At 40.2% G+C, this 24,489-nt stretch carries 27 protein-coding genes; 22 read left to right on the plus strand and 5 right to left on the minus strand.

Translation table 11 applies throughout. The features are described from left to right. Positions 1–20 precede the first annotated feature (20 nt). Positions 21–2,459, minus strand: coding sequence for an EAL domain-containing protein (locus E0D70_RS10050; protein ID WP_133012152.1), 2,439 nt, complete (start codon positions 2,457–2,459; stop codon positions 21–23). Positions 2,460–2,622: 163 nt separating this feature from the next. Between E0D70_RS10050 and moaC the strand changes: the two genes are divergently transcribed. The 3 genes from moaC to E0D70_RS10065 are packed head-to-tail and all read left to right on the plus strand — an operon-like array spanning position 2,623 to position 3,800. Beyond that, complete coding sequence (gene moaC, locus E0D70_RS10055) at positions 2,623–3,105, plus strand: cyclic pyranopterin monophosphate synthase MoaC (protein ID WP_133012153.1); 483 nt, start codon at positions 2,623–2,625, stop codon at positions 3,103–3,105. Next, entirely contained in the window at positions 3,098–3,352 is a 255-nt protein-coding gene (locus E0D70_RS10060; RefSeq protein WP_133012154.1) for a MoaD/ThiS family protein, read from the plus strand. Before moaC ends, E0D70_RS10060 begins: the two co-directional genes overlap by 8 nt. A 1-nt stretch (position 3,353) precedes the next feature. Beyond that, on the plus strand, positions 3,354–3,800 hold the full coding sequence (locus tag E0D70_RS10065) for a molybdenum cofactor biosynthesis protein MoaE (RefSeq protein ID WP_133012155.1): 447 nt from the start codon (positions 3,354–3,356) through the stop codon (positions 3,798–3,800). Between the two features lie 28 nt (positions 3,801–3,828). Here the strand turns inward: E0D70_RS10065 and E0D70_RS10070 are convergent, their stop codons facing one another. Next, entirely contained in the window at positions 3,829–5,076 is a 1,248-nt protein-coding gene (locus E0D70_RS10070; RefSeq protein ID WP_133012156.1) for a tyrosine-type recombinase/integrase, read from the minus strand. An 817-nt stretch (positions 5,077–5,893) separates the two neighbouring features. Here E0D70_RS10070 and E0D70_RS10075 point away from each other — a divergent pair. From E0D70_RS10075 to E0D70_RS10125, 11 genes are all read left to right on the plus strand, one after another. After that, a complete protein-coding gene (locus tag E0D70_RS10075; protein ID WP_133012157.1) occupies positions 5,894–6,175 on the plus strand; it encodes a hypothetical protein in 282 nt (93 codons plus the stop codon). A gap of 578 nt (positions 6,176–6,753) precedes the next feature. Next, entirely contained in the window at positions 6,754–7,035 is a 282-nt protein-coding gene (locus tag E0D70_RS10080) for a hypothetical protein (RefSeq protein WP_133012158.1), read from the plus strand. Between the two features lie 66 nt (positions 7,036–7,101). Further along, a complete protein-coding gene (locus E0D70_RS10085; protein ID WP_133012159.1) occupies positions 7,102–7,383 on the plus strand; it encodes a FlxA-like family protein in 282 nt (93 codons plus the stop codon). A gap of 582 nt (positions 7,384–7,965) precedes the next feature. Further along, the gene (locus E0D70_RS10090; RefSeq protein WP_133012160.1) at positions 7,966–8,247 is read left to right on the plus strand and encodes a hypothetical protein; all 282 of its coding nucleotides are present in this window, start codon (positions 7,966–7,968) and stop codon (positions 8,245–8,247) included. Positions 8,248–8,313: 66 nt separating this feature from the next. After that, positions 8,314–8,595, plus strand: coding sequence for a FlxA-like family protein (locus E0D70_RS10095; protein WP_133012161.1), 282 nt, complete (start codon positions 8,314–8,316; stop codon positions 8,593–8,595). Between the two features lie 576 nt (positions 8,596–9,171). Next, positions 9,172–9,453, plus strand: coding sequence for a hypothetical protein (locus E0D70_RS10100; protein WP_133012160.1), 282 nt, complete (start codon positions 9,172–9,174; stop codon positions 9,451–9,453). A gap of 66 nt (positions 9,454–9,519) precedes the next feature. Beyond that, entirely contained in the window at positions 9,520–9,801 is a 282-nt protein-coding gene (locus tag E0D70_RS10105) for a FlxA-like family protein (protein ID WP_133012162.1), read from the plus strand. 587 nt (positions 9,802–10,388) lie between these two features. Further along, on the plus strand, positions 10,389–10,670 hold the full coding sequence (locus E0D70_RS10110) for a hypothetical protein (protein ID WP_133012160.1): 282 nt from the start codon (positions 10,389–10,391) through the stop codon (positions 10,668–10,670). Positions 10,671–10,736: 66 nt separating this feature from the next. Beyond that, a complete protein-coding gene (locus E0D70_RS10115; protein ID WP_133012163.1) occupies positions 10,737–11,018 on the plus strand; it encodes a FlxA-like family protein in 282 nt (93 codons plus the stop codon). Between the two features lie 560 nt (positions 11,019–11,578). Further along, positions 11,579–11,860 carry a hypothetical protein gene (locus tag E0D70_RS10120; RefSeq protein ID WP_133012164.1) on the plus strand — a complete coding sequence of 94 codons (282 nt, stop codon included), beginning with the start codon at positions 11,579–11,581 and terminating at the stop codon, positions 11,858–11,860. An 85-nt stretch (positions 11,861–11,945) separates the two neighbouring features. Then, on the plus strand, positions 11,946–12,224 hold the full coding sequence (locus E0D70_RS10125) for a hypothetical protein (protein WP_133012165.1): 279 nt from the start codon (positions 11,946–11,948) through the stop codon (positions 12,222–12,224). Between the two features lie 7 nt (positions 12,225–12,231). On the opposite strand, the gene E0D70_RS10130 is transcribed toward E0D70_RS10125, so the two are convergent. Further along, on the minus strand, positions 12,232–13,644 hold the full coding sequence (locus E0D70_RS10130) for a M48 family metallopeptidase (protein ID WP_133012166.1): 1,413 nt from the start codon (positions 13,642–13,644) through the stop codon (positions 12,232–12,234). 3 nt (positions 13,645–13,647) lie between these two features. Here E0D70_RS10130 and E0D70_RS10135 point away from each other — a divergent pair, with 3 nt between their 5' ends. Together E0D70_RS10135 and E0D70_RS10140 are read left to right on the plus strand one after the other, a co-directional pair. Beyond that, complete coding sequence (locus tag E0D70_RS10135) at positions 13,648–13,923, plus strand: sulfurtransferase TusA family protein (RefSeq protein ID WP_240537061.1); 276 nt, start codon at positions 13,648–13,650, stop codon at positions 13,921–13,923. Between the two features lie 11 nt (positions 13,924–13,934). After that, positions 13,935–14,999, plus strand: coding sequence for an AI-2E family transporter (locus E0D70_RS10140; RefSeq protein ID WP_133012167.1), 1,065 nt, complete (start codon positions 13,935–13,937; stop codon positions 14,997–14,999). A gap of 92 nt (positions 15,000–15,091) precedes the next feature. Here E0D70_RS10140 and E0D70_RS10145 read toward each other — a convergent pair whose 3' ends face one another. Continuing rightward, complete coding sequence (locus tag E0D70_RS10145) at positions 15,092–16,717, minus strand: alpha-glucosidase (RefSeq protein ID WP_133012168.1); 1,626 nt, start codon at positions 16,715–16,717, stop codon at positions 15,092–15,094. 186 nt (positions 16,718–16,903) lie between these two features. On the opposite strand from E0D70_RS10145, the gene E0D70_RS10150 reads away from it, so the two are divergent. After that, positions 16,904–18,058 carry an MFS transporter gene (locus E0D70_RS10150; RefSeq protein ID WP_133012169.1) on the plus strand — a complete coding sequence of 385 codons (1,155 nt, stop codon included), beginning with the start codon at positions 16,904–16,906 and terminating at the stop codon, positions 18,056–18,058. Here the strand turns inward: E0D70_RS10150 and E0D70_RS10155 are convergent. Continuing rightward, on the minus strand, positions 18,027–18,929 hold the full coding sequence (locus E0D70_RS10155; RefSeq protein ID WP_133012170.1) for a LysR family transcriptional regulator: 903 nt from the start codon (positions 18,927–18,929) through the stop codon (positions 18,027–18,029). The genes E0D70_RS10150 and E0D70_RS10155 overlap by 32 nt on opposite strands. A gap of 93 nt (positions 18,930–19,022) precedes the next feature. On the opposite strand from E0D70_RS10155, the gene leuC reads away from it, so the two are divergent. The 5 genes from leuC to hpf all read left to right on the plus strand — a co-directional run bounded on the left by leuC (position 19,023) and on the right by hpf (position 24,263). Next, positions 19,023–20,450, plus strand: a complete 1,428-nt coding sequence (gene leuC / locus E0D70_RS10160) for a 3-isopropylmalate dehydratase large subunit (protein ID WP_133012171.1) — start codon at positions 19,023–19,025, stop codon at positions 20,448–20,450. 31 nt (positions 20,451–20,481) lie between these two features. Further along, complete coding sequence (gene leuD, locus E0D70_RS10165) at positions 20,482–21,132, plus strand: 3-isopropylmalate dehydratase small subunit (protein ID WP_133012172.1); 651 nt, start codon at positions 20,482–20,484, stop codon at positions 21,130–21,132. A gap of 112 nt (positions 21,133–21,244) precedes the next feature. Next, positions 21,245–22,336 (plus strand): 3-isopropylmalate dehydrogenase, encoded by a 1,092-nt coding sequence (gene leuB, locus E0D70_RS10170; protein ID WP_133012173.1) that lies wholly within the window; start codon positions 21,245–21,247, stop codon positions 22,334–22,336. A gap of 74 nt (positions 22,337–22,410) precedes the next feature. After that, positions 22,411–23,529, plus strand: a complete 1,119-nt coding sequence (gene asd / locus E0D70_RS10175; RefSeq protein ID WP_133012174.1) for an aspartate-semialdehyde dehydrogenase — start codon at positions 22,411–22,413, stop codon at positions 23,527–23,529. A 341-nt stretch (positions 23,530–23,870) separates the two neighbouring features. Beyond that, on the plus strand, positions 23,871–24,263 hold the full coding sequence (gene hpf, locus E0D70_RS10180; RefSeq protein WP_133012175.1) for a ribosome hibernation-promoting factor, HPF/YfiA family: 393 nt from the start codon (positions 23,871–23,873) through the stop codon (positions 24,261–24,263). Positions 24,264–24,489 lie beyond the last annotated feature (226 nt).

Raw genomic sequence — 24,489 nt, forward strand, 5'->3', positions numbered from 1 at the left:
AGGTACGACAAAGGCGCAATTTATGAGCCAAGCAAGGAAAGGTAATCTCGATACGGCATTGGTTTATAGAAGTGGTAACCCTGCCCAATTTGACAGTCCCATTGATCGAATTGCTGTGCGATCTCTTCACTCTCGATCCCTTCTGCAACACTTGTGACTCCCAATTCAGCGCTAAGTTGAATCATATTCCGACACAGAATGGCGCTTTGATTATCGGTTAATATGTTTGCAACAAAGTATCTATCTACTTTTAATTCGCTCGTCCGCAAGGCAATGAGGTTTTGCATTGAGCTGTAACCAACACCAAAGTCATCAATAGATAATTTAAATCCTGCCTGATGTAGGCGATGTACATTGTCAGAAACGACTTTGCTATTTTCGAATACGCTGGTTTCTGTCACTTCAATGATAAATTGTGATGCGGGTAGTTGATAATGAACTTGTAGTGCTATCACCCGATCTGCAAAATTTTCATGCAGCATATCTAATGCGGATATATTTAGCGACAGCGTACGGTCGATGAGCAGTTTAGGGTGTCTGGCTGCCCACTTAAAGACTTTAAGGATGATGAAGTCAGTGAGTTTGTAGATCAGTCCCGCTTGTTCTGCCAGAGGAATGAATTCTCCAGGCGATATCATTCCTAGTTGTTTGTTTTCCCAACGAATTAACACTTCACCGCCAATTATTTTTCGAGTGCTAAGGTTTACTTGTGGCTGAACTTCAAAATGAAGGCAGTTGTTTTTGAGATCTTGAGTGAGCAGTGTTAATACGTGCAGCTGGTGGGCATAGTTTTGTTTTAACGTCTGGTTAAAAGGTTGCCACGTGCCGATATTAAATTGGGCGTGGCGACAGGCAATCAGTGCATTTTGATACAGAGAGTCGAGAGTATTACTTTGAGATGGAAAAAGTGCACTGCCAATATTGTATTGGTAGTGAAAATCTAGGTGTCCAATTAAGACTGGCGTACTAAGAAAGGTTTGTACAAATTCAATGTGTTGATTCACTGATTTCTTTGACAGGCTGATAAAAGCCACTTTGTTGGTAGAAATACGAATAAGTTTTTTACTTGTGTTGTTAGGCAAACGTAACGACAACACCGAATCCATCGTGGCTAATGCTCGATCTAAATTTTGAATTAATGTTGAAGTTGCTTGTTCTGCTTTCATGGGGCCATAAGCTTGGCTTAGTTGACTATGGCTGGTGATTTCTAGCATCACTAATGCTAAGTCGCTTTGGTTGATAGGCTTAAGTTGTTCTTCGATGATATTAAAATAATAGTAACGATTAGGCAGCCCAGTACTGTCATCGGTTTGAATTTTAAGTGTGGTGTTGAGTTCAATTTGCTTAGCATTATCTGTAAAGGCAATGGCGAACCCCAGTAATTCCAAAAAGGTGCAAAGAGGCAGTGCTGTTTTTGTGTAGTCGTTAAAAGGAATGAGATTCCAGTACATCATAGAATTGATGGCACTGCCGATGCTTAACATGGCGATGGCGAAAATATAAAAGCGAGCCGCGATGAACCCCTGTTGATACGATCTAATGCCAAAGCGAAAGCAAAATACAATCATGGTAATTTGCATGACGGTAAAAAGAATAGCCGACACTTTTTCTGGAAGAAACATACTAATAAGAAAATAGGCAAAGAAAATGCTATCAATTAAATTACGTTTATTTGACAAGCTCTTAGTCTGTTTATTTGGCAAGAAACCGATGCTAAAGCGGTACAAGCTCCAGACGGCTAGTACAAAAAGAGTCACTTTGGTGTTAATCAGCCAATGCTGTATGAATTCAGGGAAGAGCCAGCGGCTAGCGCCTATCATCATGGCTAATGAGAGTAATGCAAAACAGTGAAACGCTAAGTAATAGCCAAAAGCAGCATAGCGAAATTGTAGGAAAATAATAAAGTTATAGGCCAATAGCACAACTACGCTGGTTAGCGCTATTGTCCAAAATATCGTTGTGGTGAGCTTCTCTGTGATTGCTTGGGAATCTTGGAAAAAATGTATAGGGGTGAGTAATGGGCCTTGGCTATGTTTACGGATATAGAGAGTGTTGTTTTGATCTGGCTGTAGTTTTATGTTCAACCAAATACCATTGTAATGAGTGGCTTCCGTTTGCCAGTGTTGAATGGCTCCACGGCGCCAGTGTTGTACTAAATTGCCATTTTGAATGAGGTAAAAATCTAGCTGATCAATTAAGTGGTTACTCATTTGAAGATTAATGCTGGTTATTTCATTAGGTGTTGGGAAGTGAATTTTGTGCCATATCGTCTGATCCGAAAAGCGTTGAGATTTTTTATAGTCGGCTGTATTGAATGTGGCGGTATCAACAATAGATGAAAACGTTTCATCGCCCGTTTGGAAGTATGTAGGCAAAGGAGACAGTGGGATTTTATCCACGTTATAGGCTCGCGCAAAAGAGCAGAACAACAAAATGAGAAAAAAGACAAAATACTTCATCCAATTGAGTCCTAATGATGCGATTAGCTGTGAAATACTGTGTAATCAGGAGAAAATCAGTCGATATCTTTCCTTCTGATGGCGTCTAATGTTCTTGCATTCCAATGCCGTTTCTTAAACCATAGTAGATATATCAACATTTCGTTAAATTTTTGGATGAATTATGACAGAGACACTTACTCATTTAGACCATCAGGGCAATGCTCATATGGTTGATGTGTCTGATAAAAGTATTACTAAGCGGACGGCAACGGCTCAGGCGATTGTTCATATGAAACCTGAAACATTGACTAAAATTATAGAAGGAGGGTTGCCAAAAGGAGATGTGATAGCGACAGCACGTATTGCTGGTATTCAAGCCGCTAAAAAAACCTCAGACCTAATTCCTTTGTGCCATCCATTAATGCTTACCAAAGTCAGCGTAGACATTACTATTTTAAGCGATCATGAAATTCAAATACTGTGTACGTGTGCATTGAGTGGAAAAACAGGTGTGGAAATGGAAGCGCTCACCGGTGCCAGTGTAACGGCACTTACTTTATACGATATGTGTAAGGCGATTGATAAAGGCATTGTCATCGATAATATATGTTTGCTTGAAAAACATGGTGGTAAAAGTGGCGATTGGAGTAAATCGAATGACTGAGATAACCGTTGTTTTTTTTGCTTCCCTGAAAGAATCGCTGGGGGTTGGTCAGTGCCAAGCGGCTGGTGAATTTCCTATGACAATTAAAGAGCTTAAGCAAATATTGGCAGCACAATTAAACAATGGTGAAGCATTGCAGGCATTAGGCATTCAAGCTTCAATAGATTATGAATTTGCACGCGATGCAGATGTTATACCGAGTAGAGTGAAAGAAGTCGCTTTTTTCCCTCCAGTAACTGGGGGCTAAGATGATTTCTGTGCAGCAAGAAGATTTCAACGTAGCGGAGCTTTATCAACAATTATTACTTGATAATAAAACTGGCGCTGTTGCTATGTTCGTTGGGTTAGTTCGCGAGTTTTCTGATCTTTCACCAGATGATTGTGCTTTTGAGCTGGAGCATTATCCCGGTATGACAGAGCACAATTTGCAAAGTATTGTGGACGAAGCAAAGTCTCGCTGGACATTACAAGACGTAAGAGTGGTTCATCGTGTCGGGCGTTTATCGATAAGTGATCAAATTGTCTTTGTCGGGGTGAGTTCTTCGCATCGAGCTGAGGCTTTTAAAGCGTGTGATTTTATTATGGATTATCTAAAAAGTCGTGCGGCTTTCTGGAAAAAAGAAACTCAAGGAAATAGCAGCCATTGGGTAGAGGCCAATGAGAAAGATGGAATAAGCCTAGATCGTTGGAAGTGACCTAGGCATTTTATTTGAAGGCTATTAATTAATGTGGGCGCAAGGTCTTCTTGCGTCCACTAGCGTGCCTTTCTCTATACTCTGTATCAATGTAGCGGTCAGTTGTCGCCATGCTAGCATGCCCTGCGTCTTCTCTGACATGTTCTTTAGGGCGTGTTTTTACGTCTTCGGAAATGCCGGTATGACGTAACCAGTGAACGGTAGCAACACGAAGATCATCTGCGTCTGCGCGCATTCCATCGTCGCACATTCTTTGGTAGGTTGTATCAAAACAAAATTGAACAATGTTTCTGACTTGTCTTGAGCTTGTCATAGGACCTTGTCCACGGTTTTTAGGTATCAAGGGTGTTTTTTCAGCGATGGTTGGTAAGTCTGGCAACTCTCTAAATCGTCGGTAACGGGCAAGTGCTTGTAACATGTCATCAGAAACGGCAATCAGTCTTTCTTTGTTGCCTTTCGAAAGTACTTTAAACCACCAATGACCATCGGTGTCTTTGGTGAAGTCTCCCATAACAGGTGCAGAACGTTCATCGGCAACCAGTTCTGAAATTCGCAGGTACATGCCTAATAACGCGTTCATGATAAACAGCGTCCGTTCATGCATATTAGGGTCTTCTTCAGCGAGTAATTCCGCTGTCTCAATAACATAATCCCATTGTAAGTTTGAAATACGCCTTACCTGACGACGCGTAACTTCTTTTTTGACGAATTTACTTTTTTGCCTAATTAAAGCGACTGGATTTTGTTGAATAGCATCTTCTTGCATTAAAAAACCATAAAAAGAAGAGAGTATAGAAAACGTCGCTCGAATGGCGGCTTGGGATAGTGAATGTTGTTTGGCTAACGGTACTTCACCATTACGAAATTCGAGTTTACTAATATGGCTGACAAACGGTCTCCATTGCTTATTGGCAACACGACTACCCATATGCAACTTAAAGCGCGCTACATTTTTTGTGCCTATCCATTCTTCAGGTGGTGATATGCAAAAATGAATAAATTCTTCAATCTGTTCCCTACGTAAATTAGTAGTAGGGGAGGATTGTACATACCAAGACCATAGAAGAAACCGTTCGACCTCTCGGCGATAAGCATTAAACGTCGCTTGTGATCCGTTATAGCTATAAATAAAGCAGAGTGCGAGTTGCAGGTCGCGTTTGAAATCAGGCTGCTTAAGCAAAGGTGTGTTACCGACCATGCCTGACACTATAGCGTCGAACTGTGTGAAAGGGTTCGGCAGGTGTTCCAAATTGTCTATGAGTGCAGATGGTGTCATGGTTTCACTTTATCTAAAAAGATGCCGTAAGAATGGAAGAAAGCTTATCCCATATTGTAGTATTAAACTTTTGATTTATATAGTGTTTTTATTTTCACGCATGGGTTTTCAGGAAATGCGCTTATGCTAGGTTTATTTTCGTTTGTCATTGTTTGTGCTCATTTCGAGTAATTTAGCATTTTAATTTGAATAATTGAATGTAAAGAGAAAGCTACTTTAGCGAGCTCCTTATTATTATATTAAATGTTACCATTACCTTAATTAGAAATAGGCAGATGAAATATCGCTGCCACATGAAATATATGGATTCGAACGTATTATGAACAGCTTTTCTAAGTGTGTATTGTTGCTAGTAGCCGCGACTAGTGTTGCTTCTACTGCATTCGCTGCACCTGGTGAAACAGCCTTTAATAGGGCTAGCCGCGCACAAGCATACATAGGCTCTTTAGAGTCACAATTTGACAGCATCGAAGTAAGTGTAGATACAAATTCTACCACTCTAGCCACGAGCATTATGTCAAAGAATACTATAAGTAGAGAACGTATTCTTCAGCTTCGATCTAATTGAATAAGATTAATCGAACTGAAATAGTAAGATTTCAAAAAAAGCCTAATCATTGATTAGGCTTTTTTTATTTTATTCGATCTTAATTTAACCTTTTTCGCATTTATATTTGAAAATTTGGATATAAAAAGACAATGTGTTGCTGCTACTATTTATTTAGAATTTAAGTGTTAATATTAAAAGCATAGAAACAAGGCAGACATGACGTCAGCCATGACGTCAGCCATGAATATTATATTAAGGTGATTAATTATGAATACTTTTACTAAAAGCGCACTAACTGTACTAGCGGCAGCATCAATCTCTTCTGTTGCTCTTGCTGCACCAGGCGATGCAACCTACGGTGATATTTATCGTGCGCAAACTAATATTCATGATTTGACATCACAAATTGAAAGTTTAGGTCATAATGTAAATACTAGCGCTGATGTTAATGCAGCCATTGCTCCTTCTGCTAAAGCAGCAGCATTAAATGCCAAAGTGAGCGATTTAAGATTGCAACTGAGCGCTTTACAAACTCAACGTTCTGAGTAATCTCTGAATATGAGTTATCGATAAAAGACCAAATTTAATTTGGTCTTTTTTTTGCTCCAAATTCTTATATAGCTCCCAGTTCTTTAGATAGCCCTCAGCTCTGAAATTACCCCATCTTAGAATAACTTTGATTAACTTCTCTTAATCCAGGAAATTGGCAACGATCAATTCAAACCCCTTATCTCTTGATTCGACTGGTTGCCCATAAGTAAAAGAAGGCTCTATGTATTTCGGCTCTGAGAAGCGTCACCGCTTGTTTGTCGTCGTTATTTAATTTTAGCTAAGTCTTGCTGTGTCTCTTCTATAGATAGTGCTGATATTGCCCCACATGAAACCTTACTCTTTATAGTTATAGTTATAGTTTCAGGAGAGTATTGTTGCTAATTTATCGGTTAGGTTTAGTTATGTATACAGGTGGTCTTTATTCTCCCTTTTTTGCATTTATATTTGAAAAGTTGGATGTAAAGAGATACCGCTCTTTCGTATCTATTTATTTTTATTTTAAGTGTTATTATTTAAAGCATAGAAACAAGGCAGACAAAACGTCAGCCATGAACATTATTTTAAGGTGATTAATTATGAATACTTTTGCTAAAAGCGCACTGACTTTACTAACGGCTACATCAATCTCTTCTGTTGCACTTGCTGCACCAGGTGATGCAACTTACGGTGATATTTACCGAGCTCAAACTAATATTAATGTATTAACGTCTCAAATTGAAAACTTAGGTCATAATGTAAATACAAGTGTTGATGTTAATGCAGCCATTGCTCCTTCTGCTAAAGCAGCGGCATTAAATGCTAAAGTGAGCGATTTAAGATTACAACTGAGTGCTCTACAAACTCAACGCGCTGAATAAGTTATTAAGACTAATTAATTACACAATTTAATTAACATATAAACAAGATGTTAATGGAGATACATTATGAACATTTTTACTAAAAGTGCACTGATTTTACTAGCGGCTTCTTCAATGGCAACAACTGCTTTTGCGGCACAAGGTGATGGGACTTACGGCAGTATTTCTCGTTCAGAGTCTCAAATCAACACTCTGACATCACAAATTGAACATCTAGGACAAAGCGTTGATACTGGCGCTGACGTTAATGCCGCTCTTAGTCCAACAGCTAAAGCAGCAGCGTTAAATGCTAAAGTGGGTGATTTAAGATTGCAACTGAGTGCTTTACAAGCTCAACGTTCTGAGTAATCTCTGAATATGAGTTATCGATAAAAGGCCAAATTTAATTTGGTCTTTTTTTTGCTTCAAATTCTTATATAGCTCTCAGTTCTTTAGATAGCCCTCAGTTCTTTAGATAACCCTCAGCTCTGAAATTACCCCATCTTAGAATAACTTTGTTTAACTTCTCTTAATCCAGGCAATTGGCAACGATCAATTAAAATCCTTATCTCTTGATTCAACTGGTTGCCCATAAATAAAGAAGACTCTATGTGTTACGGCTCTGAGAAGCGTCACCGCCTGTTTGTCGTCGTTATTTAATTTTAGCTAAGCCTTGCTATGCCATCTTCTATAGATAGTGCCCCATATGAAACCTTACTCTTGATCGCTATGTTTTTCAGGAGAGAATTATTGTTAATTTGTTGGTTAGGTTTAGTTATGTATACAGGTGGTCTTAATTCTCCCTTTTTTGCATTTATATTTGAAAAGTTGGATGTAAAGAGATACCGCTCTTTGGTATCTATTTATTTTTATTTTAAGTGTTATTATTTAAAGCATAGAAACAAGGCAGACAAAACGTCAGCCATGAATATTATTTTAAGGTGATTAATTATGAATACTTTTACTAAAAGCGCACTGACTTTACTAGCGGCTACATCAATCTCTTCTGTTGCACTTGCTGCACCAGGTGATGCAACTTACGGTGATATTTACCGAGCTCAAACTAATATTAATGTATTAACGTCTCAAATTGAAAGCTTAGGTCATAATGTAAATACAAGTGTTGATGTTAATGCGGCCATTGCTCCTTCTGCTAAAGCAGCGGCATTAAATGCTAAAGTGAGCGATTTAAGATTACAACTGAGTGCTCTACAAACTCAACGCGCTGAATAAGTCATCAAGACTAATTAATCACACAATTTAATTGACATATAAACAAGATGTTAATGGAGATACATTATGAACATTTTTACTAAAAGTGCACTGATTTTACTAGCGGCTTCTTCAATGGCAACAACTGCTTTTGCGGCACAAGGTGATGGGACTTACGGCAGTATTTCTCGTTCAGAGTCTCAAATCAACACTCTGACATCACAAATTGAACATCTAGGACAAAGCGTTGATACTGGCGCTGACGTTAATGCCGCTCTTAGTCCAACAGCTAAAGCAGCAGCATTAAATGCCAAAGTGAGCGATTTAAGATTGCAACTGAGCGCTTTACAAGCTCAACGTTCTGAGTAATCTCTGAATATGAGTTATCGATAAAAGGCCAAATTTAATTTGGTCTTTTTTTTGCTCCAAATTCTTATATAGCTCCCAGTTCTTTAGATAACCCTCAGCTATGAAATTACCCCATCTTAGAATAACTTTGTTTAACTCCACTTAATCCAGATAATTGGCAACGATCAATTCAAACCCCTTATCTCTTGATTCAACTGGTTGTCCATAAATAAAGAAGGCTCTATGTATTTCGGCTCCGAGAAACGTCTCGCCTGTTTGTCGTCGTTATTTAATTTTAGCTCTGTCTCTTCTATAGATGGTGCTGATATTGACCCACATGAAACCTTAATCTCGATCGTTTTATTTTTTGAAGAGTGGGTTTTTCAGTGGACATTCAAGTTAATTGATCTGTTAGGTTTAGTTATGTATACAGATCATCTTAATTCTCCCTTTTTTGCATTTATATTTGAAAAGTTGGATGTAAAGAGATACCGCTCTTTGGTATCTATTTATTTTTATTTTAAGTGTTATTATTTAAAACATAGAAACAAGGCAGACAAAACGTCAGCCATGAATATTATTTTAAGGTGATTAATTATGAATACTTTTACTAAAAGCGCACTGACTTTACTAGCCGCTACATCAATCTCTTCTGTTGCACTTGCTGCACCAGGTGATGCAACTTACGGTGATATTTACCGAGCTCAAACTAATATTAATGTATTAACGTCTCAAATTGAAAGTTTAGGTCATAATGTAAATACAAGTGTTGATGTTAATGCAGCCATTGCTCCTTCTGCTAAAGCAGCGGCATTAAATGCTAAAGTGAGCGATTTAAGATTACAACTGAGTGCTCTACAAACTCAACGCGCTGAATAAGTTATTAAGACTAATTAATTACACAATTTAATTGACATATAAACAAGATGTTAATGGAGATACATTATGAACATTTTTACTAAAAGTGCACTGATTTTACTAGCGGCTTCTTCAATGGCAACAACTGCTTTTGCAGCACAAGGTGATGGGACTTACGGCAGTATTTCTCGTTCAGAGTCTCAAATCAACACTCTGACATCACAAATTGAACATCTAGGACAAAGCGTTGATGCTGGCGCTGACGTTAATGCCGCTCTTAGTCCAACAGCTAAAGCAGCAGCGTTAAATGCTAAAGTGGGTGATTTAAGATTGCAACTGAGTGCTTTACAAGCTCAACGTTCTGAGTAATCTCTGAATATGAGTAATCGATAAAAGACCAAATTTAATTTGGTCTTTTTTTTTGCTCCAAATTCTTATATAGCTCCCAGCTCTTAGATAACCCTCAGCTCTGAAATTACCCCATCTTAGAATAACTTTGTTTAACTTCTCTTAATCCAGGCAATTGGCAACGATCAATTCAAACCCCTTATCTCTTGATTCAACTGGTTGCCCATAAATAAAGAAGACTCTATGTGTTACGGCTCTGAGAAGCGTCTCCGCCTGTTTGTCGTCGTTATTTAATTTTAGCTAAGTCTTGCTGTGTCTCTTCTATAGATAGTGCTGATATTGCCCCACATGAAACCTTAATCTCGATCGTTTTATTTTTTGAAGAGTGGGTTTTTCAGTGGACATTCAAGTTAATTGATCTGTTAGGTTTAGTTATGTATACAGATCATCTTAATTCTCCCTTTTTTGCATTTATATTTGAAAAGTTGGATGTAAAGAGATACCGCTCTTTGGTATCTATTTATTTTTATTTTAAGTGTTATTATTTAAAACATAGAAACAAGGCAGACAAAACGTCAGCCATGAATATTATTTTAAGGTGATTAATTATGAATACTTTTACTAAAAGCGCACTGACTTTACTAGCCGCTACATCAATCTCTTCTGTTGCACTTGCTGCACCAGGTGATGCAACTTACGGTGATATTTACCGAGCTCAAACTAATATTAATGTATTAACGTCTCAAATTGAAAGCTTAGGTCATAATGTAAATACAAGTGTTGATGTTAATGCGGCCATTGCTCCTTCTGCTAAAGCAGCGGCATTAAATGCTAAAGTGAGCGATTTAAGATTACAACTGAGTGCTCTACAAACTCAACGCGCTGAATAAGTCATTAAGACTAATTAATCACACAATTTAATTGACATATAAACAAGATGTTAATGGAGATACATTATGAACATTTTTACTAAAAGTGCACTGATTTTACTAGCGGCTTCTTCAATGGCAACAACTGCTTTTGCGGCACAAGGTGATGGGACTTACGGCAGTATTTCTCGTTCAGAGTCTCAAATCAACACTCTGACATCACAAATTGAACATCTAGGACAAAGCGTTGATACTGGCGCTGACGTTAATTCCGCTCTTAGTCCAACAGCTAAAGCAGCAGCATTAAATGCCAAAGTGAGCGATTTAAGATTGCAACTGAGCGCTTTACAAGCTCAACGCTCTGAGTAATCTCTGAATATGAGTTATCGATAAAAGGCCAAATTTAATTTGGTCTTTTTTTTGCTTCAAATTCTTATATAGCCCTCAGTTCTTTAGATAACCCTCAGCTATGAAATTACCCCATCTTAGAATAACTTTGTTTAACTCCACTTAATCCAGATAATCGGCAACGATCAATTCAAACCCCTTATCTCTTGATTCAACTGGTTGTCCATAAATAAAGAAGGCTCTATGTATTTCGGCTCCGAGAAACGTCTCGCCTGTTTGTCGTCGTTATTTAATTTTAGCTCTGTCTCTTCTATAGATGGTGCTGATATTGCCCCACATGAAACCTTACTCTTTATAGTTATAGTTTCAGGAGAGTATTGTTGCTAATTTATCGGTTAGGTTTAGTTATGTATACAGGGAGTCTTAATTCTCACTTTTTTGCATTTATATTTGAAAGGTTGGATGTAAAGAGATACCGCTCTTTGGTATCTATTTATTTTTATTTTAAGTGTTATTATTTAAAACATAGAAACAAGGCAGACAAAACGTCAGCCATAAATATTATTTTAAGGTGATTAATTATGAATACTTTTACTAAAAGCGCACTGACTTTACTAGCGGCTACATCAATCTCTTCTGTTGCACTTGCTGCACCAGGTGATGCAACTTACGGTGATATTTACCGAGCTCAAAATAATATCCACAATTTGACATCTCAAATTGAAAGTTTAGGCCATAATGTAAATACAAGTGTTGATGTTAATGCGGCCATTGCTCCTTCTGCTAAAGCAGCGGCATTAAATGCTAAAGTGAGCGATTTAAGATTACAACTGAGTGCTCTACAAACTCAACGCGCTGAATAAAATATTCATATTGTTTTATTAAAGACAGGTCAAAAATAGTTTTGACCTTTTTTAATGAAAATTAGATAAAACCTTGAGGCATTTTATGCATATTAAAACGGTTGTATTACTGATGTTTGCCTTAGTTATAAGCGCTAAGTCGTATGCTTCGGATTGTGTGAAATGCAATGAGGGGCTAATTAAAGATCGTGCTCAGCTAGAGCAGTTGGTTACAAAGTTAAAAAGTTTTGGTGTTCATGCTGATACTAGCGTAATGCATGGTTCAGATTCCTCTCGATTAGAAGAGCATGCTGTATTAGAAGCAAAGATTGTTCACTTTCAAAAGCAATTACACGAATTAGTGAAAGGTCCTCACCACCAATGAGGTTGCTCTAGTTATCTTTTATATCCGCTTCTTTTTCTGCTTCATGAACCCTATCAAAGTATTGCTGAGTTTGGTTTACAAACTCTGAGTCTTGTTTAGAAACATCTCGCTCTGCTCGTTTTAATAATCTTTCAGCTGATTTATCTTTTCCTTGGCTAAATTCCAATTTTGCTTTGTAGTTAAGTGCCAATGGAATGTTTTGAATACCTTGGTAAAAATCCATTTTGGCATGCCAAATTAGTTTGTTTTCATATAAATAGGGTTGTTGATTCTCCTGTGGCTTAGTCTTTGTTAATTCGGAATAAAGTGTCGAAAATATAATGTCCCTAGGTGCTAGATCTAGTATAGAGGTTGTGACAGCTAATGATTTGCTTGTTTGATTGTCTGCTTTCAGTGTTAAAGCAAGTAAGTAATTGGTAAAACGATTTTTTTGCGTTAACTTATTTAAATAGGTTAATGCTTTGTCAGGTGATTGATCTAGGTAGTATAAAAGGGCAAAAGCAAAGTTGCTTACGTCAGATTTTGGGATGGTTTGAGCTAAATACTGATAGGGATTATCAGCAAGCGTTGCTCGATAAGTGATAAGAGTTGCTCTAAAATAATCAAAATCACTGTTTTGTATATCTTCTAGAATACTTTTTTGTGGCTTTAATGAGAGTGAATCTGCCATGCGAGATTGAGGTAGTGGGTGGCTTGAAAGAAATTCCAATTGTGGGCGTCCATTTGAGGCTTTGGCCAGGGCGCTGAACAACTCTGTCATTCCTTGAGGGTTTAATCCTGCATCAACTAAGTATTGACGACCATTTCGATCTGCTTCTCGTTCTTGGCCTCGACTATAAGTGAGGGCGCCATTAACTTGATTTGCGATACCGCCTAGCCAGAGTGCGGCACTTGCATCCGCGCCTGCGCCAGCTAACGCTGCTGCCAATCCAGCGCCAATAAGTAGTAAATTCTTGCTTAGCTCTTCATTAGAGTTCTGTGTTTGTCTTTCGTAATGATTCAAATCTAGATGCGATACTTCATGAGCGAGGAGCCCATATAGCATGTCTTGATTTGTTATCATCTCCATGATGTCTGAATAGATAAATAAATGATTTCCGGGTATGACAAAGGCATTTGCTTGAGCACTATTAAGTAATGTCATCTCGATCATTTTATTCTCAAGCGACGTTTGTGGAAGAATTTTAGATAATGCATCCTTTAAATAATCGTAGGCAGGAGGGAAGTCGATAACGGCGCCACTTCCGTTGAGCATTCTAAACCAGTGCTGCCCTACGACATAACTTGGGTTGGACAAAGATCTTTCGTCTTTGGTCGCTGATAGGTTTGGCAGTTCAGAATGGGCTGGGTTTGAAAATCCTATTGAAAAAACAACCAGTAAGAGAGTGAACTTAGTTGTAACACCTGAAAATAGTCTCATAATATGGAAAATGTACTCATCTTGGAGATGCGGGTGGCGGTTATGAATGTTAGTGAGTATGACGTAATATTAGATGCAAGAGAAGATCGTTGTCCTATGCCTTTACTTAAAGCAAAAATGGCGTTGAGTAAAATGACGTCGGGTAATTGCCTTTGCGTTACTACAGAAGATGTTGGGTCGTTAAAAGATATCCCGCATTATATTAATATTGTTGGGCATACCCTGCTTAAGCAGGAAGAGAATGAGGGTGTTTTTACCTTTGTTGTTCAAAAAAAATAAACGGACACTATATGTTTAAGATCGTTGACTTGCTTATAAAGCGTTATTTTTCAAACGAAGAAGTGGTGGTGTTTTTGCTCTTGCTTGTTGCGACTCTTGTTGCTCTAGCATTTTGGGGGGGGATTTTAGCCCCTGTTATAATTGCCGTTGTGTTAGCGTTTTTGCTACAGGGTCTAGTGGATCGTTTGCAGCGATTAGGTGTTGGTCATAAGACTTCCGTTTTTACTGTGTTTCTAAGTTTTTTGGTCTGCTGCTCGGTTTTTATTGGATTCATGGTGCCTATTATTTGGCAGCAATCGGTAAGGTTTGTAAATGATCTTCCTCGTATGATTACCGGCATTCAGGGCGGTATTGAGCACTTCGCTCAAGGGCATTCTGAGCTTGTAAGTCAAAGTGCGGTGGATGAAGTTGTCAGTACGTTAGCGGCGGAGTTTACTAATATTGGACAATGGTTGGTGTCTTACTCCATTGCTAGTATTCCTTCATTGTTTTCATTACTTATTTACCTGGTGTTGGTTCCTTTGGTGATGTTCTTTTTGTTAAAAGATCAGAAACAAATTTTAAGTTACCTAACATCGTGGTTGCCCAAAGAACGTAAAATGATGCGTAATATCGCGAGTGAGATGAACGATCAGATAGCCAATTATATTCGTGGCAAATTTATCGAAATGCTTGTCGTAGGTGTTGTTTCTTATGTTGTCTTTGCGGTAATGGGTTTGCGCTATGCGGAATTGCTAGCCTTGTTAGTAGGTTTGTCAGTACTGATTCCGTACATTGGTGCAGCAGCTGTTACGGTTCCTGTTGTGCTCGTCGCTTATTATCAATATGGCACCGGAAACGACTTTATTTATCTGGTTGTGGCGTATTTAGTGGTGCAGGGATTAGACGGTAATGTATTAGTGCCTCTACTTTTCTCAGAGGCAGTCAATTTACACCCAGTTGCTATTATTGTTGCCGTATTGTTTTTTGGAGGGATTTGGGGATTCTGGGGGATATTTTTTGCGATTCCATTGGCAACATTGGTAAAAGCCATTATTAATGCCTGGCCTCGCCAAGACCAACTACCTATATTGTAGCCATGCACAGCGTTGTTTTAGAAAAAAGGCCTTAGTCAATGACTAGGGCCTTTTTGTTTTTATTGCCAGAGTGTGTTGTCTTGAGTCTTTATTTATCGCGTGACTATGGCTAATAATACGCTACAAGCAGGTAAAACAATTTGTTGATCTTTAATGTAACCAGTTGGAAGTGCTTCTGGAAGCGTTAAAGGTGACAGAGCTAAATCTGTCGACAAAATTTTAGTCTGCTCTGCGGTGTTGATCGCAATATAAAGAGATTGTCCTTCGTAAGTTCGTATAAATGAAAGTGTTGTTTCATCATCGTACACAAATTCTATATTGCCGTGAATCAGCTCTGGATGAGTACGACGCAGATGCAAGAAGTCACGATATGCATGCAGTACAGAAGATCGGTCGCCTTCTTGTTCAGATACGGCCAATGGTAAATGGTGCTCATTGACGGGTAACCAAGTTTTTGTGGATTGAGAAAAGCCACCAGATTCTGTGTTGCTCCAAGGCATCGGTGTCCGACAGCCGTCGCGCCCCTTAAAATCTGGCCAAAAGTTAATACCATAGGGATCTACAAGCTGATCATATTCTAGTTCCGCCTCTGGTAAGCCAAGCTCTTCGCCTTGATACAAGCAAATACTTCCCCGCAAAGAGAGCAGCATGATCATGAAAACCTTACTTTTATTGGCCGAACTGTGATCGCCACCCCAACGAGTAGCGACGCGTTCAACATCATGATTGCCTATCGACCAACAGGGCCAGCCGTCACCAAGTCCTGCTTCGATCGTTTCCATCGTATGGCGTATGTGTTGCATGGAAGAATCATGGGTTAATAGGTCGAAGGAGTAACACATGTGTAACTTGTCGTTGCCTTGGGTGTATTCTGCCATTGTTTTTAATGAAAAATCACAACCAATTTCACCCACAGTGGTTGTATTTGGATACTGGTTTAATAAGGTGCGCAGCCGTTGCAAGAAAGCAATGTTTTCAGGTTGTGATTTATCATAAAGATGTTGTTGGTAGGCATAAGGATTATCTAACCTAACGCCAATGCTACCTTCTACAATGACTTCTTTTGCTGGGTTGTCTTTTAACTCTATATCGTGGAAAAAGTAATTGGCGGTATCCAGCCGGAAACCATCTACGCCGCGTTTCAGCCAGAAATCAACTGTACCTAATATAGCATCGACAACCGCAGGGTTGTGGAAATTTAAGTCCGGCTGACTGGCTAAGAAGTTATGAAGATAATATTGCCTACGAGTGCTATCCCATTGCCAAGCAGGGCCGCCAAAAACAGATAGCCAATTGTTAGGTGCGGTACCATCAGGTTTAGCATCTGCCCAAATATACCAATCGGCTTTGTCATTCTCGTGACTTTTTCGAGACTCTTCAAACCAAGGGTGTTTGTCTGAGGTATGGTTTAGAACTTGGTCGATAACAACCTTAAGTCCATGATTGTGTGCCTTATCAATTAGAGCGTCAAAATCGCTAATGGTGCCAAAAATAGGATCGACGTCGCAATAATTTGAGACATCATAACCAAAATCTTTCATGGGAGAGGTGAAAAATGGCGACAGCCAAATCGCATCAACACCCAGAGAGGAAATATAATCAATTTTGTCTATTACTCCGGGTAAATCACCAACCCCATCGTTATTCGCATCATAAAAACTGCGGGGATAGACTTGGTAAATTACCGCACCACGCCACCAATTTTGATTGTTTTCCATATTGACCTCGTTAAAGCTAAAGCTAGCTGGCTAGCTAAATAATATGATGGTACATTCTCACTTTGATACAATATATTATGAACTTGTTGTATCTAAATAAGATAACTTTATTTATCACATCCTTTATTAATTATTAAACTTTGCTCTACTGTTAGCCATAGAGGAAAGTATCGCGTTGGAATTTTTATGTTTGAAGCTAAAGCCCGTCCTATTGCATGGCCTTTGTTTAGTTTTTACTTCTTTTTTTGCTGCCTAGTTGGCGTCATGATGCCCTATATTTCAATCTACTATAAGTCGATTGGATTGAGCGCGTCAGAAATAGGCCGTCTAATGTCTACTTTCACTCTGTCTGGCATATTAGTGCCACACTTTTGGGGTTGGTTAACAGCAAAAGTAGGTTTGCCTAAAAAAGTATTGCAGCTCGCTGTACTAGGCTGTTTTATTAGTGTCATTCCGTTTAACTGGAGCGATCAGTTTGAATCGCTGTGGTTAATAACTTGTACTATGGCACTTTTTTATTCGGCATTGATTCCGATGACGGACGCGTTAGCGGTTCGTAGTATTCGTAACTTAAATGTTCCCTATACGCGACTTCGTGTTGGCGGCTCAATCGGTTACGTAGTCGCGGTTGCGAGTACCGGCTTTTTGATTGGGCACTTTGGTCCCAGTGTCGTTATCCCGGTTATGTGTAGTTATTTGTTATTAGCACTGATAACAACGTTTTTTATTAAAGAACAGATTTATGTTGTTAGTCAGGCGAAAGAAAGTACTTCATTTATTTCTTTGTTGCGCACAAAAGAAGCCATGCTGTTTTTTACGCTGGCCTTCTTGTCTTATATGTCCCACGCGCCTTTTAATGTTTTCTTTGCCGTTCATCTTGAAAATGCCGGATACAGTGGTCAGCAGATTGGTTTATTAATTGCGTTTGGCGTTATTATGGAAATTATTTTATTTCTATTTTGCGGTAACTTAGTTAAAAAGTTCCATCTACTTCATATTATGATCTTGTGTTTTGTTTGCGGGGCTATTCGTTGGTTCTTAGTAGGGTGGTTTGCCAGTATTCTTTGGGTATTAGTACTGACTCAACTGTTTCACTGCGTCACTTTCGCGTTGTTTCATATGGTCTCAATTGAATGGGTTCGTGGGTTGTTTCCTGAGCGATATGCAAGCCAAGGCCAAGCAATGTACAGTGCGTTTGCCATCGGTTTAGGCGGTGGGCTTGGTATGGTTGGCTCTGGCTATTTATGGGAATGGCTTGGTGATGCGTGGGTTTTTACCATCGCATCTTGTATTAGTCTTTTGGCCTTGCTTATTTTGTGGGCGAGTCAGTATCGCCGTTGAAGCTTTCTTGTTTCAGCAATTCAATGAAAACAAGCGCCGCTCGGCTTAACGTTCTTTGTTTGTGATGAATAACCCCTAAGCGTCTTTCGACGTTTAGGTCAGGGTGATTAAGTACAACGAGCTTATCGTCAACAAGCGTTGATGGCAGTAATGACCAGCCCCAGCCTATGCTAACCAGCATGGCTAATGTTTCTAGATTATTCGTATTCATTCTAACGAGCGGTTTTAAGCCTTGCTTGCCAAAGACTTGCTCGGCTATTTGTCGTGTAAAGGTGTTTTCATTCGGCAATACGCAAGGGTGTTTTGCGAGTTCAATAAGGTCTAGATTGCTGACTTTGGCTAATGGGTGATCCCGACTCACGACACAAGTTAGCGGATCTGACCAAATAGGGATAGATTCTATTAGATGGTCATCTTTGTTAGACAGAGTGATGATGCCGATTTCTACATCGCCTTTTAGTACTTGCTGGTAAGCATCTTCTGATTGAGTGAAGTCAATATCCAGCTGCGCTAGTGGATAATTAATTTGGAACTTTTTTAATATATTAGGTAAACGTCTCAGTCCAATATGGTGACTGGTGGCGATGCCTAGTTCACCGCTTATCCCTTCTGTTTGCAATGTCATGCTGTGTTGGATGTCTTTTATATCATTGGCTATTTGCTTAGCTTTCGGCAATAAGCGGATTCCAGCCTCAGTTAAAACAATTTGACGGCCAATTCGGTCGAATAGACGCACACCGAGTGAGCTTTCCAGCGCGGCGATACGCTTGCTGATCGCGGGTTGAGTAACAAATAGGCGCAGAGCGGCTTCTGAAAAAGAGTTGGTTTCAGCGACTTTTATAAAGGTGAGTAGTTCTGCTATGTCCATCATTCCAAAAAATTATCCAAAATATGAAAAATATGAATTTGAGTTATTTAAGCCAAAGTTTTAGGATAGCGCAATAGGTTATTTAGGAGAGAAGCTATGTCAGGTAAAACCCTTTACGACAAGTTGTGGAACAGCCACCTTGTTCAGCAACGCGATGATGGTAGTGCATTGATTTATATCGATCTGCAATTACTCCATGAAGTGACGTCTCCACAAGCATTTGAAGGCTTAAGGCTAGCAGGGCGTAAGCCTTGGCGAGTGTCGTCAAGTCTAGCGACGCCAGACCATAATGTACCCACTACGCGAAAAGAACGTATTGATGGCGTGGATGGTATTGAAGATCCAGTATCAAAAATCCAAGTAACCACCTTGGACGATAACTGTAATGAGTTCGGCATTACCGAATTCAATATGAAAGACATTCGCCAAGGAATCGTACACGTTGTTGGGCCAGAACAAGGTGCAACGCTTCCTGGGATGACGGTTGTTTGTGGGGATTCCCATACCTCAACGCACGGTGCTTTTGGTGCATTGGCGCATGGTATTGGCACCTCTGAAGTAGAACATGTATTAGCCACTCAGTGTTTGGTGCAAAAGAAAAGCCGAAATATGTTGGTACGCGTCGATGGTGAGTTGTCACCATGGGTTTCTGCCAAAGACGTTGTGTTGGCGATTATCGGTGCGATTGGTACCGCTGGTGGTACGGGTTACGCGATTGAATTTGGCGGCACTGGTATTCAGTCTTTGTCTATGGAAGGTCGAATGACCGTCTGTAACATGGCGATTGAAGCGGGCGCTCGTGTGGGTTTGATCGCGGTGGATGACACTACGATTGACTATGTGAAAGGTCGCCCTTATGCGCCAAAAGGCGAGCATTGGGACATGGCGGTAAAAGCGTGGAGTGACTTGGTGTCTGATAAAGACGCTCAGTTTGATGAAGTCGTCGTCTTAAAATCAGAAGACATCAAGCCACAAGTGACTTGGGGAACCTCACCTGAAATGGTGATTGCCATTGATGAACCGATTCCTCGTGCTGAAGATCAAACCGATCCAGTGAAAAAAGAAGGCTACGCTCGAGCTTGGAAATACATGGGGCTTGAAGGCAAAACGACGCTAGCAGAAGTGACGCTAGATCGTGTCTTTATTGGTTCTTGTACTAACTCTCGAATTGAAGATTTGCGCATCGCCGCCGACGTCGTGAAGGGTCGTAAAGTCGCTTCTAGCTTGAAGCAAGCGATTGTAGTACCCGGTTCTGGTTTGGTAAAAGCGCAAGCAGAAAAAGAAGGGCTGCACACTATTTTTGAAGCCGCAGGCTTAGAATGGCGTGAGCCAGGTTGTTCTATGTGTTTGGCAATGAACGCGGATAAATTGGGCGCCGGCGAGCATTGTGCGTCTACTTCTAACCGTAACTTCGAAGGGCGCCAAGGTTTTGGCGGACGTACACACCTAGTGAGCCCTGCGATGGCAGCGGCCGCCGCGATTGCGGGTCACTTTGTTGATGTAAACGAGTTTGTCAAACACTAGGAGTTCTCTCTAGAAGAGAAGGAGAATATATATGCGTCCTTTTACGAAACACACAGGGTTAGCCGCGCCGTTGGATTTGGCTAACGTTGATACTGACATGATCATTCCAAAGCAGTTCTTGAAATCCATCAAGCGTACTGGCTTTGGCAAAAATTTATTTGATGAACTTCGCTATGAAGACGAAGGTCAGCCTGACCAAGAATGTACTGGTCGTCCTATTCGTGAAGACTTTGTGTTAAACCAAGCTCGTTACCAAGGGGCGAGTGTGCTGCTAGCACGCCAGAACTTTGGCTGTGGTTCGAGCCGTGAGCACGCGCCTTGGGCGTTGGATGATTATGGATTTCGCTCTGTCATTGCACCAAGTTTTGCGGATATTTTTTATAACAACTGTTTTAAAAATGGCTTGTTACCGATTGTTTTAGCACCAGAAGAAATTGACCAGTTGTTTGCTGAAGTAACGGCTAAAGAAGGCGCTGAGGTCATTGTTGATCTTGATGCCCAAACGGTGACATCGCCATCTGGCGAGGTGTTTGAGTTTCTAGTTGATACTTTCCGCAAACATTGTTTGTTGAACGGTTTGGACGACATTGGCTTAACGCTACAACAAGAAGACAGTATTCATCGTTTTGAAGAAAAACGCATGGCGGCAGCACCGTGGTTGTTCTTGTCTCGCGGGCAATAAGTTTAAGCGCCATTGCTGATTGTAAAACGTTAATGATCACTTATTTATGCTAGTGGTTTGGTAATATAGCCAAATCATTAGTGTCCCAAATAAAAGTATATAGGATTAAGTCATGTCTAAAAAAGTGTTGGTATTGCCGGGTGACGGCATTGGTCCTGAAATTGTCGCTCAAGCGGTTCGTGTTCTTGATTTGGTCAATACCCAGTTTAACTTGGGGATTACCCACGAGAGTGCTTTAGTGGGTGGATCTGCATACGATGAGACTGGCTCGCCATTGCCTGAAGCAACGTTGACGAAAGCGAAAGCGGCAGACGCTATTTTGCTTGGCGCAGTCGGTGGTCCAAAATGGGATGGCCTAGATATGGCGGTTCGTCCAGAAAAAGGCCTGTTGGGTTTACGCTCTAACTTGGAGCTTTTCTCTAACCTTCGTCCTGCGATTCTTTACCCTCAGTTAGCAGACGCTTCCAGTTTGAAACCTGAAATTGTCGCGGGCTTGGATATCTTAATTGTTCGTGAATTAACTGGCGGTATTTATTTCGGCCAGCCACGAGGCATTCGTACCTTAGAAAATGGCGAGCGCCAAGGTTTTAATACTTACGTTTACAGTGAATCCGAGATTCGTCGTATTGGTCGTTCTGCTTTTGAAGCCGCTCGTCAGCGTGGCAAGCGCGTTTGTTCTATTGATAAATCCAATGTGCTTGAAGTAACGGTTCTTTGGAAAGAAGTCATGGAAGAAGTGGCCAAAGAGTATCCTGATGTCGAATTGACTCACATGCTAGTAGATAATGCTGCGATGCAGCTTGTTCGTGCCCCAAAACAGTTTGATGTAATGGTTACTGGCAACATGTTTGGTGATATTCTATCTGACGCAGCGGCAATGCTAACGGGCTCTATTGGCATGCTACCTTCTGCCTCTTTGAATGCAGAAGGTCGTGGTATGTATGAGCCTTGTCATGGTTCTGCACCAGATATCGCAGGCCAAGGTATCGCTAACCCTCTGGCAACGATTTTATCTGTTGCCATGATGTTACGTTATTCTTTAGACGCTAAAGAAGCCGCTAATGCGATTGAAGCCGCGGTTAGTCGAGTTCTTGATCAAGGCTTAAGAACCGCTGATATCGCTTCTCAAGATTCACAAACAGTTACTACGCAAGCCATGGGCGACGCGGTATTGGCTGCATTAGAAGCAGTACTTAAAGCCTAGTCATAATGACTGGGTGTTAACTCGGGATATTGCTCTTGGTATGAGTGACCCCACAAAAAAAGGTAGAGATAACCATGTCAAAACACACTGTAGGTTTAGTCGGCTGGCGCGGAATGGTTGGTTCCGTGTTGATGCAACGTATGCGAGAAGAAAAAGATTTTGATCACATTGATCCGATTTTTTTCACCACCTCTCAAACGGGGCAAAAAGGGCCAGAAATTGGTAAAGATATTCCATTACTTCAAGATGCGAATGATATTGAAACATTGAAGAAAATGGACATTATTATTACCTGCCAAGGCGGGGATTATACCAAGGCTATTTACCCTCAGTTGCGTAATGCAGGTTGGAAGGGTTACTGGATCGATGCGGCGTCTTCGCTGCGCATGGACAAAGACGCAATCATTGTCTTGGATCCAGTCAACCAAAACGTCATCAAGCAAGGCTTAAAAGATGGCGTAAAAACTTTTGTGGGCGGTAACTGTACCGTTAGTTTGATGCTGTTGGCATTGGGTGGGTTGTTCGAAAAAGGCCACATTGAGTGGATGACGTCGATGACTTACCAAGCGGCTTCTGGCGGCGGTGCACGTCATATGCGTGAATTGATCAATCAAATGGGCATGTTGCACAGCTCTGTTGCGACAGAGCTTGCTGATCCAGCAAGTGCCATTTTGGACATCGACCGCAAAGTGGCGGAGCAAATGCGCTCTAATACCATGCCGGTGGATCAGTTTGGGGTGCCTCTAGCGGGTTCTTTGATTCCATACATTGATTCGCAACTTGATAACGGTCAAAGCCGTGAAGAGTGGAAAGCGCAAGCTGAAACAAACAAGATCCTTGGCAATACAGGTTCTATTATTCCAGTGGATGGTTTGTGTGTCCGTATCGGCTCTATGCGTTGCCATAGCCAAGCGTTTACGATTAAGTTGAATCAGGATATCCCGCTAGCTGATATCGAAGGCATGCTTGCTCAGCACAATGATTGGGTGAGTGTGGTGCCGAATGATAAGCAAGCGACGGTTGAGCGTTTAACACCAACTGCCGCTACTGGTACTCTGAATATTCCTGTAGGACGCATTCGTAAGCTCAATATGGGGCCAGAGTACATCAGTGCCTTCTCTGTTGGTGATCAGCTTTTGTGGGGTGCCGCTGAGCCGTTACGTCGCATGTTGCGCATTCTTCTAGATGCTTAATAGGCTCTAAATAGAGAATTATTAGAAAACGCTGCCGAAAGGTGGCGTTTTTTTTTACTTTTTAGCTACACTATAAGAATGCTTTAAACGGCGATTAGGTAGTAAGTGGTTGCCAAAAAAGTGGTGAGAATTTTTTTTATTTCTATTTAGTTGTTTGTTTTTTAAGCTAAAAATCGTATTTTTTTAAGTTTTACACGTTTTTAATCAAACTTATTAAAGTATTTACAATTTTAGGATTGAAATTAGGTTCATTAGTCCATAGGTTATTAGTATGTACAAAACAGGAGAGGGTAGAAAATAAGTTCATAAAATAATTTTCAAAAAACGAAAGGAAATTCTCTATGTATACATTGAATATTAGCGGTCATCACGTTCAATCTGGTGAAGAAGTACAAGAGCTAGTGAAAGAAAGAATGGATCATTTGGCGAGGGTTAATGATCAAATTACCAGTATAAAGGTGATTTTAAATACAGAGAAACATGGGATTCATGAATTAATAGTAGAAGCCAGTGTTCATATACCTGGTCATGACCTATTTGCTACCGTTAAAACGGACAAACAATTAAAACCAGCAGTAGACTTACTGGTGGGTAAATTAGAGAAACAGCTTGTTAAATATAAAGCGAAACACGAAGGTCGTCAGCAAAAAATCAATGCTAAAGACGTTGAGAGTCATGTAGAGAGAGAAGAGCAAGCAGAATTTGACGAGCTTGTAGAGCGTGAAGTTATCTAATTACTTGGGCAAGGAAAAGAGTTAAAGAGAGTAGCCTCGCAGTCGCGGGGCTTTTTTATGTCTGTATTTTATTGACTAAGAAGTTATGGGATGCGGTAAAGGTAAGGCAATAAAAAAAGCTTACAAATAATATAATTTGTAAGCTTTTATAGCAGCCTTAAGGCTGTTTTATAGCTTGACTGGCGTCAAGCATCAAGCATCAAACAACACTAAAAGTCTCGCTGTT

Origin of the sequence: Marinomonas flavescens, assembly GCF_004352835.1 — a bacterium.
Taxonomy (GTDB): Bacteria; Pseudomonadota; Gammaproteobacteria; order Pseudomonadales; family Marinomonadaceae; genus Marinomonas; species Marinomonas flavescens.